This is a genomic window from Nostoc sp. FACHB-133 (genome assembly GCF_014698055.1).
Classification (GTDB): domain Bacteria; phylum Cyanobacteriota; class Cyanobacteriia; order Cyanobacteriales; family Nostocaceae; genus Nostoc.
The window spans coordinates 71600-83301 of record NZ_JACJSH010000019.1 but is presented as its reverse complement, the minus strand read 5'-3'; the positions used below and the strand labels follow the sequence as shown (position 1 = coordinate 83301).

The window sequence follows — 11702 nt, the reverse complement described above, 5'->3', positions numbered from 1 at the left end:
ATGCCCCATTCCCTATTCCCCATTTATTTTGAATAACAGGTTGTGCCTGGAGTATTTTCGGGTTTGAACTCGTTACATTCTCTGGGATTTTGACGCTCTAAAGACCAACCATAGGGCTTATCGGAGGTGACGACACCATTGGCCATAGTTGTTAGTCGGAAGTTAGCCCCCCGAAAATTAGTAAACTGCAATTTAGCATCTTTTAAGTTTGCTGCTTCCAAATTGGCACTGATGAAACCGGCATAAGATAAATCAGCGTTTTCCAGGGATGCTGATTTCAAATTTGCTCCGGTTAAGGAAGCACCTATAAGATTGACCGAATTTAGAATCGCACCTTCTAAATTTGCACCGGTGAGGTCGGCATTGGTAAGATTAGCTTTAGATAATGTTGCACCACTCAAGTCAGCCCCTCGCAAATTTGCTCCAGTTAGATTCAGTTGAGTTAGGTCAGCACCATTCAAACTACACCTGGGACAGGCATTTGTTGCCTTCAACTGATCCAAATCTAGTTGATTTAACGCCAGGGCCTGCTCTGTAAACCCAAAACAAGCTAACAAAACGACGGTAGCAACAATCTTAAATTTCATATTTTTTACAGATATCTACAAAAATGACAAGTTACGCACATTGCGTACTGTCATACTTACATATACCGCTTCTCTAGGGAAGAACAGGGATGAAGCATTCATTAAGAAGCTGTAAAAATACTATAAATTCTAATGGTAATACTACCCAAACTGAAATATAGGCTATAGAATCGATTCGTAAGGAACTATACCGAACCTTTTATAGACTACCATATATGTGATCCCCCTAGCTCGATGAAAAATACGACTAGGGGGATCTTGTTTTTGGGCATTGGGAAGAGGACTTGGGGACAAGGGGAAAGACTTGTTTCAAGTTCTTACCTCTTGTCCCCTTGCCCCCTGCCTCCTGCCCCCTGCCTCCTTCACCGCCACCCTAAAAAGCGCAATCCAGGGACAATTAGGTAGTAACTCACTCCTAACCAGAAGCTGATAAAGAAGCCTACAGAACCAAAAAAAATCAGAGGTAACTGCAACTCTGACCAGGCTGGTTGACTAGAAAATTGGAAGATGGGAGGTGCTAATCCCAAAATAATCAAAACTGCGTATGCGATCGCACTACCAAAGGCAGCTAACACGGCGTACACTATGTGATGGCTGCGAAGACCTAAGCTCAATGTGAGTAGGCAAGCTGCTACTAAAATCACTGCCACTAAGCCTTCACCACTGTCTTTTGGTGTGATTAGTTGCAAAATGAACCAGCCGAAGCCATAGCTAATCATGCCCATCAGCGATGCTACTAAAAAGCGCCGTCGTTGACCAAAACACCCAGATACTGTCAGTCCCCAAGCGGTTCCCCAACCTGCGGCGATGAATACCAAAATATCTGCCCCGAAGACGGTTTGAGTATTTGGGATTAATTGGTTTAGCTGACTCGAAATAGATTCCACAACCCAACGCCCCAGGTTGGTGTGATATGCCAAAATAAAACCTGCGATCGCACCAAAAGAAGCGCCAACATAAGCCAAAATCATCGCCCAAATCGTCGCCAAACAAGCTTGGAAAATTTTGATGATTGTCTGAGCAATAAAAATAACGGTTTTAGTAACAGCTTGGCTAAAGTTCGCTAAAACTTGTTCAATAGCTTGGATTAGCAGTGTAAATCTCTGGGAAACTTGCGTTGAAGCTTGTTTAACCTGATCGCGTAGTTGAACAAATAATCCTGGCGGCGGTAATGGTTGAGAAATCTTCGCCAACCGTTTTTGAATCATAGCTGCATTTGCTGGACGCGATCGCACATCCTCCTGCACCATCTCATCGAGTAAATCTGCTAGTTGCGGGTTGACATTCGCCGCAGTACGCCAGCGCAATTTCCCTGTTTGTTGATCTTCCAACTCTAGCGGGTATTTGCCTGTTAGCAGTTCAATCACCGTTCGACCAAGGGCATAAAAATCGGCACTTGGCCCGACAATACTTCCACTCACTTGTTCTGGTGGACTGTAACCAGAAGAAAATAATCGGGTGGAACTAGACTGAGAACGCAGCTTGGAGGGGCTAAATTGCTTTGCCCCACCAAAATCAATTAGTACCAGGCGATCGCCTTCTATTTGCCCTTGAGGTAGGCTGACAGTGGGCGAAGATGTGCCCAGCATTAAATTAGAAGGTTTAATATCCCGATGAATAATCTGACGTTTGTGTAATTCTTGTAAAATCTCTACAGTTTGGGCAAACCAGTTTACAACCAAGTTCTCTGGACACCCTTGGGGAAACTTTTTTAATATCTCCTCTAAAGTCCGTCCATTGATTTTTTCCATTACCAGACAAGGTAGTTGGTGCGGCTTGGGGTTAAACAGTTGTACCTGAAAATACCCTTCAGCATCGACTGCGGGGACACCTGGATGCTGCAAACTAGATAAAACTGCCGCCTCTTGGGTAAATAATTCCAGTGCTTTTGGTGAATCCTCTACCAACACTTTCAGAACTTTCTCGGTTTGAGTTTTTTCATCCCAAACCGTGTAAATTTGAGCAAATCCTCCCGAACCTAATGGCTGAAGTGGAACATAGCGGTCTAACAACTCTAGCGGTGCGCCACAGCTGTTGCAGAATTTGTTTCCCCAAGGTTGGGGATAAGGACGTTGACAATCAGGATTTATGCAGTGAACCGCACTCTGAGTGATGTGGGACACAACCGCTACAATACAAAGGCTGACTTGATTTTAGCGTTTCTTGAGGTTTCCTGATTTTTAAATAGGCAAAAGGAAAACCCTCATAGAATCTATGAAGGTTTTCTTTTATAGCTATGTCAGCCCTTAATTACGAAAACTTCTCTTACTCTGTCTGTGCTTGGCGACTTCTTTGCGCTTGCGTTTTTCTAAGGGTGTTTCAAAATGACGATGCTTTCTCATGTCTGGAAAAATTCCAGCCTTGGAAACTTCTCGCTTAAATCGTCGTAAGGCTGATTCAATGTGTTCATTGTCACCGACAATTACTTGGGTCATTATTTCTCCTACTAAGTTGACTTAATCAGGCGGGAACATTACAAAAAAAAGACAGACTGTTGTTTGTCTGACCTTAAGACTATTGGTAAATTTTTTTTGTTTCCAAAGTTAGTAGCGTCCGCCGCGTCCGCCGCCACCGCCGTATCCTCCTCGGTTTCCACCAAAGGAACCTCTATCACCTCTATCTTCCTTGGGTTTAGCCTTATTTACTTTCAGGTCGCGACCCATCCACTCAGCACCGTCGAGAGCTTCAATGGCAGCTGTTTCTTCCGCTTCAGTTCCCATTTCCACAAAAGCAAAGCCTCGCGGACGACCTGTTTCACGGTCAGTAGGTACTTGTACTCGCTTTACAGTACCATATTCTGCAAAAATACCACTTAAATCTTCTTGTGTAACGTCATAAGAGAGGTTACCTACGTAAATTGACATCGATTCGCTCCAAAATCATCACTGTGTAGAGATTTTAATTTCTCTGAGAAGTCTGTAAATACTAAAAGGAAAAGCCTTTCAATACTAAAATCAAAGACGTCACTGAATTAACTCTCCTAAATATAGGATGACATAGGAGCCATCTCTCTGCATCCAGTAGATATTTAACCAGTGATACGATCGCATTTACGCGATCGCCTGCCCCAGCTACCCTAAGTACAGCCCAACACAAAAAAGGGTTGGAAATGGAAGAAGATAAATTCTGTAGGGTGATAAAGGAAATCAGACATACAGGGGCACATCTTTAGAATATCCGAATTGAATGTTTGACTGCATTAACCATGAAGCATTACTCCAAAATTTTAATACGAAAGCCAAAGTCAGGCAACAAATAAAGGCTATTTTGGCTTGTACTTTTTTGGATAACCCGCTAGGTATGGGGCCAATCTAAAATCTAAAATCCCAAATTGCTTGACCTTTCCAAGCTGTTTGCAAGTCGGCTTTGACAACTTGAGCAGCGTCTTCTTTCCCTAATGCCTGCAAAGTTGCCTGTAAGCCAAATAGAGAACGCCCATTATGGGGATACTTTTCTAGATCGGTACGAAAGACTTTCTCCGCCTCTTTATAATCACCCTTAGCCAAAAGCACAGCGCCCAAAGATTCCCGCGTGGGAAAGTACCAGTCTGGTGGTTCGACGTAATCGAGTGCATCTTCTGCTACTGTCGCTTTTTCTAGTAATTGAATTGCATATTCATAATCATTATTTTTTGTAGCAATTTTGGCATCGAGAACTTTTGAGGCAATGTCTAAAATGCGACTGGCGGGGCTGAATCCAATAGTTGCTTCGGTAGAAATTTCCTGCTTGGCGGTAAGTAATGCCCGACTTTCACTTGCTGCCTCTTCAAGTTTGCCTGTGGCAGCCATAGCCATACCACGAGCAAAATGCCAAAGTGCTGTAGTAGTAGGCAATTTAACATCGGGAGCAGGAGTTTTTAAGATGGCATCCCAGTCACTAAAGCGTGTCTGAATCAGCATTTTGCTACCCAGGAATCCCTCAAGCATTGGTAGATATGGGTTTATAGCAGTAGCATTTGCGACTAATTTATCTGCGGCTTGGAGAGCATCTTCATATTTTCCTGCCATGCTGCTGGCCACCATGAGAAAATGTACGTTGTGGTTGTAGTACATCATGGGGTAAGTACCCTGGACTTGATATTTTTTGATGTAAATATCATCTTGAGCGATCGCTTGCTCGTTTGCCTGCATTGCCCCTTCATAATCTCCCACACGAAAGTAAATATGGGAAGGCATGTGTACTAAGTGTCCTGCTGCTGGCGCTAGGGTTCCTAGTCTTTTGGCACTCACAAGGGCCCTTTCTGGGGAAGGCGAGGCTTCCACCGCATGGATATAGTAATGATTGGCCCCCGTATGATTCGGGTTACGCTTGAGAACAGATTCTAAAATAGCCACAATTTTTTCTGTATCTGGCTGTGGCTTACCATCTTTAGTCCAATGCTGCCACGGATGCAGATCCATCAAGCTTTCAGCATAAAGCGTTGCCGCATCTAAATCATCAGGATATAGCTCAACTAGGGTTGCCATTGCTTTTGCGTAGTCTACCGCTAGTTGATACAAGTCTGCACCAGGATCTTGGGAGTAACGTTTTGCTAAGGCGGCAATGTAGTCTCGTTCCTGGTTAGATGCTTTGGTGGAAAGTGCTAAAGCTTGCTGTACTGCTTGGTAAGCAGCTAATTCTCGATTGGGGTCGATTTCTAAGTTAATATTAGGGCCCAGAGCCAGAGCAATACCCCAATATGCGATCGCTAAATGCGGATCGAGTTTGGCTGCGTGTTGAAAAGAACGCACCGCCTCATCATGATTGAAAGCGTAAATTAAATTTAATCCCTGATCGAAAAACTCTTGCGCCTGAGCATTAGTAGTGGAAACTGGATGGTGGATTGCGCCAAGTCCAGATATTAAGGTGTAGGGTTGTCTTGCTTGAGCGATCGCCGCATTAGGAGCGATTAAAGAGAGTATAAGCACCCAAATTATAAATAAGTACTTCATTGTCTATATTGTTTTTCTTCAAGCTCTTTTTTTCTTAATATTCAAAAGCCACAGTTTTTCTAATGAAGCAATTTGCTGACTGAGAACAGCAGCACGGTGTTTCTTATAGATATTAAATCCTACAAACACAATCATTGGAATCAAAATAGAAAATCCGATGAAAATGTTAACAGATACATCAGTTTGTATCCGAGAATCTACATATTGGGAGTTAGAAGTTGGTTGAGTAGTAGAATTTGATTGCATAATAAATACCTTGATAAATAGAAATAAACGTAAATACTTGTTCCTGCTGTCTTTAGTGAGAAATTAGTTACAAGTTTTACTAGTGCGGTATGGCATAAATAACTATCCAGTTTAAAAGGTAACAAAAGTTTGTAAATCAAGCTTTCTTTCCTGCTGTCTCTTTGAAGTTCCGTACCCTGCGGGAAGCCGCAGAAAAATCTACAGAATTCTCTCTGCTTTCTTGCACTAGCTAAACTACTCTTCAGTTAAAATTTGAAAAATTATGTTTCTTTCTGCCTAAGATTTGTGACAACACCACTTTTTTGGAACGTTGAGTTTTGGGGGAAAGGAAAAGCTTAAAGGGGAAAAGCCTTATATATCAAGTCTTCCGCTCCTTTTCCCTTTAAGTAAGCAGTATTAGAATATTTTCTTATATCTCGACTATTTTGTTGTGCCAGATGTTTATAAGCGCTTAAAGTATAATAAATTACTTGTTAGTGCGGCAATACTGCTAACTTAAGTTGCGGTTTTCACATTCTGAGTATTTCTTAACCGCTAATTTAGGCTAGACATCTGCATCATTATCTAGCTAAAGTAGCAAATGATTTTATCTGAAGATAGAACCATAGAATAAATCCTTTCTATCTTTTGGATATTACTTGAATTCTTCAAGATGAATTTAACCTTTAAATAACTATGTACAATGGACACAAATATTCTTAATAGAAACATCGTCAGATAGAAGAATTAAAAATTGTCTAAAAGTAATATATAAACATTGCAACGCTTTCTTAGCAAGCAATAAATAATCACTAGTTAAGATAAGGAAAAAAGTATATGAGTATCGAAGATAGAGCAAAGGCTTTTGCAAAGAACGTCGAAGGAAAAGTACAAGAAGCAGTTGGTGAAGTAACTGGCAACCCTAACGATAAAGCTGAAGGTAAAGCTAAACAAGCTGAAGCCCAAGTTCGTCACACTGCTGAAAATATCAAAGATGAAGTAAAAAAGACTTTAGAATAGGCTGAACTTGATTTAGGAAGAAGGTGTAGGCTCAATAATTATTTACTAAACCTTCTTCCTCTATTAAATCTGTTTTTAGCTTGGTTTTTAGGAATTTTTAAAATACCGATTTCACAATACATTTTGCAACCTCTCATAGATTTTCAAAAGGTGTCGATTCATGATTAATCTTTTGTTTACCTATCTTTTAACAGACATTCCTTTAACATCACAAGGTAATTCTAGTTATTCTATTGTGCTGACAGCATTATTAGGATTGGGCTTTATCGCTTCTGTTACTCTAGGGTCAATTGCTTGGTACAATTCCAAACGTCCTGTAGGTTGGGAAGAGAAAGAACGTCCCAATGTTGTTCCAGAAATTGATAAGTAATAATTTTTTGCCTGACTCCTCCCATCTTTTAGTGTTCACGGTTTTTGTCTGTGAACACTATTTTTTATTCTAAAATTTCCTCACTTTTAATTGTCGGCTGCTACAGGTAGACGAATAGTAAATGTACTACCTTGCCCTGGCTCAGATGTTACATCAATTGTTCCTTGATGTGCTTCGATAATACAGCGAGATAGATATAGTCCCAAACCGCTACCAGATCGCTGGTGTTTACCTTGGCGAAATCGCTCAAATAATATTGCCTGGTCTTGTTTAGAAATTCCCGGCCCCGTATCTTGGATATCAATAGTCACATCTGTTGGAGTGAGATGGCAGTGAATATCTACAGAACCTTTGTCTGTAAATTTGATAGCATTGCCAATAATATTTGTTAAAACTCGCCGCAGTTCTAAGCGATCGCCCATGACGGTGCTTGCAGTTTCATCTCGCTCTATATTTACAACTAATCCTTTTTCTTCAGCTAAGGGAGTTAATTCTTGGGAAACTTCACTAACTAGTTCTTCAATATTGCAGGGAGAAATTTTTAAGGTTTTACAGCCCGCTTCATGACGATAAACTTCTAGCAAGGTATTTACCATTTCCAGCAGGTCTTGATTACTGCCAATCATGGTATCAATGATTTCTTGCAATTGTGGCGAAACTTCGCAAAACCTGCCTTCCAGCAATAATTTTAAGACGCGGTTGGAGGCTACTAGCGGTATACGTAAATCGTGAGTAAAACGCGAGACAAAATCTGCCCGCAGGTTAGCCATCTGATCTCGTTCGTCGATGCTATGCTTGAGGCGCAAGAGCGATCGCACTCGCGCATGTAGTTCATCAGGATCGAATGGTTTACGAATAAAGTCATCTGCACCAGCATCGAGTCCTTCCACAACGCTAGACTCATAGTGAGCCGTTAGCAGCAGAATAGGGATAAATGGCAACGCCGGATTCTGTCGGATGCGTCGAGTAAATTCATAGCCATCTATCTCTGGCATCATCACATCTAAGAGAATGATGTCTGGTGGTGACTCCTCAACCATAGCCAGAGCGATTTTGCTGTCTTCCACCAAGCTAATTTCATAGCCCTCATCTTCTAGGACTGCTTCTAAGACCAGTAGATTGTCAAAAACATCATCGACAGCGAGAATTTTATCTTTTTTGACACTTTTAGTTAAAGACATGGCTGAATAAAAAAAAGAAGTGCTTGGCTATCCCTTGCAAATCTAGTAATAGCTTACTTTACCAGCGCTGAAATTATTAAGGATTCACATTTTCCTTTAAAATTTCCCGAATTGAGTATCTTGTCTTCTAAGTAAAAATACTGTTTCAAGACACAAATATAGCATTGATTAGTTTAATATTAGTAGTCCCTACTGAGTAGATTATTCGTTTACTTCTCCAAACAATATTTGTGTCTGGATCTTAGGTTAAGGTCGCTTAATCTATTGTATTTACGTTATCATAGCCACTGCAAGGGCAATTATTTAATAGTTATCGGCTCTTTATTGCTAGCGGATTTTCAGCGAAAAATTGTCCAACATAAAACATCTATCATCTGGTGAATGTATAAAAATGTTTTTTGATTGAATTATATTCCCAGATGGAAACTCTTGCCTGAGAAAAACTTCCAAGATAAAGTTATTTATGTCTAATGGTAGATGAAGTTCAGGAAAAATACCAAAAGCATTGCTTTTTGTATAAGATACCGAATAGAAGAACGAAATTATTTTAATCTGTACTCTAGATAGATAGCAGTAAAATTAAGCAACTATGAGTGAAATCAAGATCCTCGTGATCGAAGATCACAACCTTACGAGAATCGGCTTACGGTCTGCCTTACAAACCCAGCCAGAGTTTAACATTGTTGGTGAAGCAGCTAATGCAGCCGACGGCATCAAGCTTCTAAAAACTCTCAAGCCTGATGTTGCCACTATTGACATCGGTTTGCCTGACATGGATGGTATTGAGCTAACACGCACATTTAGGCAATATCAAGCAGAGAATGAAGATTACACCACAAAGCTGCTAATTTTAACGATGCAGAATAGCGAGCAGGCAGTTTTGGCCGCTTTTGCAGCAGGTGCAGATTCTTATTGCATGAAGGATATCGAAACTGAGAAACTAGTTGAGGCTGTGCAAACGACTTATGCAGGTAGCTCATGGATTGATCCTGCGATCGCAGACCTTGTACTACAACAAATACGTCAAGATTTTCCCGATGGTAGCAAAGGGGCATCTGGAAAAAGAGTTTTGATTGAAGGTATTGATCCAGATGTTGAGAAAAGTATAGTTAGCTATCCCTTAACTCACCGGGAGATGGATGTTTTAGAGTTGATTGTCGCCGGGTGTGACAATGCAGAAATTGCTAAAAGGCTATATTTAACAGTCGGTACTGTAAAAACTCATGTTCGAGGTATTCTCAATAAACTCTGTGTTGCTGACCGTACCCAGGCTGCTGTCCGTGCTTTGCGGGCTGGATTAGTACCGTGAGCAACTCAAAATCTTTCTTCCCCAGTCGCCATTTTCAAGTCAATTGTCTTTGAGTCAAAGCGGTTAACTGGGACAAATATTTATGGTTAACTGGGATAAATACTTATGAAGAAATTGTTACAAAGTTTAGTACAATGACATCATCCCAAATAAGTATTTTTTCTCATATACATGATAGCGGATCAATTTCCCTGGCTTACCGCGATTGTCTTGCTGCCACTCGTTGCTTCCTTGCTTATCCCTGCGCTGCCAGATAAAGATGGCAAGCTCGTGCGGTGGTATGCACTGGGTGTAGGTATTGCAGACTTTGCCTTGATGTGTTACGCCTTTTGGAAACATTACGATGCCAGCAGTGCTAGTTTTCAATTGGTAGAAAGTTATGCCTGGATGCCTCAGTTGGGTCTGAACTGGGCGGTATCAGTCGATGGACTATCAGTACCACTTGTGCTACTAGCAGGATTTGTCACCACACTCTCGATGTTTTCGGCTTGGCAAGTTGATCACCGTCCTCGCCTCTTCTATTTTTTGATGCTGGTGCTGTATTCTGCACAAGTAGGGGTGTTCGTTGCCAAAGACTTGCTGCTATTTTTCATTATGTGGGAAGTAGAGCTGATTCCCGTCTACCTACTAGTCTGCATTTGGGGTGGACAAAGACGGCGTTATGCGGCTACGAAATTTTTGTTATATACCGCAGCTGCTTCTATATTTATTTTGGTCGCAGCCTTGGCAATGGGGTTATACGGCGGCGGTGATATGACATTTGATATAACTGCCCTTGCAAGTAAAGAATATCCCCTTGGTCTACAACTGCTACTTTATGCAGGGTTGTTGATTGCATTTGGTGTCAAGCTTGCTGTTTTCCCGATGCACACCTGGTTGCCTGATGCCCACGGCGAAGCATCTTCTCCTGTATCGATGATTTTGGCTGGTGTATTGCTAAAGATGGGTGGATATGGACTAATTCGCCTGAATCTTGAGCTACTCCCCGATGCACACATTTACTTTGCGCCAGTTCTAGCCATTCTGGGTGTTGTCAACATTATCTATGGTGCATTAAACTCCTTTGCTCAGACGAATATGAAGCGGCGTTTGGCTTATTCGTCGATTTCTCACATGGGGTTTGTGCTGCTTGGGATTGCGTCGTTCACTGATTTGGGAATCAACGGTGCGATGTTGCAGATGATTTCGCATGGTTTAATTGCATCAGTGCTGTTCTTCTTAGCTGGAGTTACTTACGATCGCACCCACACAATGGTAATGAAAGATATGGGCGGTATTGGTCAAGCCATGCCCAAAGTCTTTGCCCTGTTTACAATTGGAGCGATGGCATCTCTAGCACTTCCTGGTATGAGCGGCTTTGCTGGCGAACTATCGGTATTTGTTGGTATGACAAGCAGTGACGTTTACAGTTCAACTTTCTGCACAGTCACGGTTTTCCTAGCCGCAGTTGGAGTCATCCTTACACCTATCTATCTACTTTCCATGCTGCGAGAGGTATTTTATGGTGACGGTGCAGCACTCATCTGCGACATTAATAATGCAGGCTTGGAAAATCAAGAAGATGAGGGAACAGTTTGTTTTGGTACAGACTGCCTCGTGCCAGAAGATGCAGTCTACGAGGATGCTAGGCCCCGTGAGGTGTTTATTGCTGCCTGTTTTCTGCTGATGATTATTGGTATTGGTTTCTATCCCAAGATGGCGATGCAAATGTACGATGTGAAGACTGTTGCAGTCAATGCTAATCTTCGCCAGTCTTATGCCATAGTCTCGCAAACAAATCCTCAGATTTATGCTCAGGGTTTATTGGTTCCGCCAGTTTCCAAGGTTGAGGTAGCGCCCGTTTTGGGAACTTTGAAGTAAGCTTTTTGACCGATAGACTTGTCGAGGAAGAGGCAGGGGGCAGGGGACAAGGGGGAATTATACCGAACAAGTCTCTCCGTCTCCCACCTCTTCCTTGTCTCTTTTTCATGCCCTTTTCCCTCTGCTCCCTGCCCCCTGCTCCCTTGCCTCTTTATTCAACCAGCTAACTTGTTTAAATGAGTTTCCCCAGAATTTTGTGGGCATCAAATTAATATTGCT

General features: G+C 41.8%; 11 protein-coding genes. 4 read left to right on the top strand and 7 right to left on the bottom strand.

What is annotated here, in order from left to right; all coding sequences use genetic code 11:
- Window positions 1-23 precede the first annotated feature (23 nt).
- The 6 genes from H6G86_RS17065 to H6G86_RS17040 all read right to left on the bottom strand — a co-directional run bounded on the left by H6G86_RS17065 (window position 24) and on the right by H6G86_RS17040 (window position 5764).
- Window positions 24-587, bottom strand: coding sequence for a pentapeptide repeat-containing protein (locus H6G86_RS17065; RefSeq protein ID WP_190935309.1), 564 nt, complete (start codon window positions 585-587; stop codon window positions 24-26).
- Between the two features lie 362 nt (window positions 588-949).
- Entirely contained in the window at window positions 950-2710 is a 1761-nt protein-coding gene (locus H6G86_RS17060) for a serine/threonine protein kinase (protein WP_190935308.1), read from the bottom strand.
- A 123-nt stretch (window positions 2711-2833) separates the two neighbouring features.
- A complete protein-coding gene (rpsU, locus tag H6G86_RS17055; protein ID WP_012407716.1) occupies window positions 2834-3022 on the bottom strand; it encodes a 30S ribosomal protein S21 in 189 nt (62 codons plus the stop codon).
- Between the two features lie 108 nt (window positions 3023-3130).
- Window positions 3131-3451, bottom strand: a complete 321-nt coding sequence (gene rbp, locus H6G86_RS17050) for an RNA-binding regulator (RefSeq protein WP_012407715.1) — start codon at window positions 3449-3451, stop codon at window positions 3131-3133.
- A gap of 447 nt (window positions 3452-3898) precedes the next feature.
- Entirely contained in the window at window positions 3899-5518 is a 1620-nt protein-coding gene (locus tag H6G86_RS17045) for a tetratricopeptide repeat protein (protein WP_190935307.1), read from the bottom strand.
- A gap of 18 nt (window positions 5519-5536) precedes the next feature.
- Window positions 5537-5764 (bottom strand): hypothetical protein, encoded by a 228-nt coding sequence (locus H6G86_RS17040; protein ID WP_190935306.1) that lies wholly within the window; start codon window positions 5762-5764, stop codon window positions 5537-5539.
- 816 nt (window positions 5765-6580) lie between these two features.
- Here H6G86_RS17040 and H6G86_RS17035 point away from each other — a divergent pair.
- On the top strand, window positions 6581-6763 hold the full coding sequence (locus tag H6G86_RS17035; RefSeq protein WP_012407712.1) for a CsbD family protein: 183 nt from the start codon (window positions 6581-6583) through the stop codon (window positions 6761-6763).
- Window positions 6764-6923: 160 nt separating this feature from the next.
- The gene (psb35, locus tag H6G86_RS17030; RefSeq protein WP_190935305.1) at window positions 6924-7133 is read left to right on the top strand and encodes a photosystem II assembly protein Psb35; all 210 of its coding nucleotides are present in this window, start codon (window positions 6924-6926) and stop codon (window positions 7131-7133) included.
- Window positions 7134-7219: 86 nt separating this feature from the next.
- On the opposite strand, the gene H6G86_RS17025 is transcribed toward psb35, so the two are convergent.
- Window positions 7220-8314, bottom strand: a complete 1095-nt coding sequence (locus tag H6G86_RS17025; protein ID WP_190935304.1) for a hybrid sensor histidine kinase/response regulator — start codon at window positions 8312-8314, stop codon at window positions 7220-7222.
- Between the two features lie 589 nt (window positions 8315-8903).
- Here H6G86_RS17025 and H6G86_RS17020 point away from each other — a divergent pair.
- Together H6G86_RS17020 and H6G86_RS17015 are read left to right on the top strand one after the other, a co-directional pair.
- A complete protein-coding gene (locus H6G86_RS17020; RefSeq protein WP_190935303.1) occupies window positions 8904-9623 on the top strand; it encodes a response regulator in 720 nt (239 codons plus the stop codon).
- A gap of 171 nt (window positions 9624-9794) precedes the next feature.
- Window positions 9795-11483 (top strand): NAD(P)H-quinone oxidoreductase subunit 4, encoded by a 1689-nt coding sequence (locus H6G86_RS17015; RefSeq protein ID WP_190935302.1) that lies wholly within the window; start codon window positions 9795-9797, stop codon window positions 11481-11483.
- Window positions 11484-11702: the final 219 nt, after the last annotated feature.

Excerpts from the sequence above, each read along its gene's own strand:
- H6G86_RS17065 (WP_190935309.1), bottom strand. The coding sequence starts at position 587 with ATGAAATTTAAGATTGTTGCTACCGTCGTTTTGTTAGCTTGTTTTGGG.
- rpsU (WP_012407716.1), bottom strand. The coding sequence starts at position 3,022 with ATGACCCAAGTAATTGTCGGTGACAATGAACACATTGAATCAGCCTTA.
- H6G86_RS17045 (WP_190935307.1), bottom strand. The coding sequence starts at position 5,518 with ATGAAGTACTTATTTATAATTTGGGTGCTTATACTCTCTTTAATCGCT.
- H6G86_RS17035 (WP_012407712.1), top strand. The coding sequence starts at position 6,581 with ATGAGTATCGAAGATAGAGCAAAGGCTTTTGCAAAGAACGTCGAAGGA.
- psb35 (WP_190935305.1), top strand. The coding sequence starts at position 6,924 with ATGATTAATCTTTTGTTTACCTATCTTTTAACAGACATTCCTTTAACA.
- H6G86_RS17020 (WP_190935303.1), top strand. The coding sequence starts at position 8,904 with ATGAGTGAAATCAAGATCCTCGTGATCGAAGATCACAACCTTACGAGA.
- H6G86_RS17025 (WP_190935304.1), bottom strand. The coding sequence starts at position 8,314 with ATGTCTTTAACTAAAAGTGTCAAAAAAGATAAAATTCTCGCTGTCGAT.
- rbp (WP_012407715.1), bottom strand. The coding sequence starts at position 3,451 with ATGTCAATTTACGTAGGTAACCTCTCTTATGACGTTACACAAGAAGAT.
- H6G86_RS17015 (WP_190935302.1), top strand. The coding sequence starts at position 9,795 with ATGATAGCGGATCAATTTCCCTGGCTTACCGCGATTGTCTTGCTGCCA.
- H6G86_RS17040 (WP_190935306.1), bottom strand. The coding sequence starts at position 5,764 with ATGCAATCAAATTCTACTACTCAACCAACTTCTAACTCCCAATATGTA.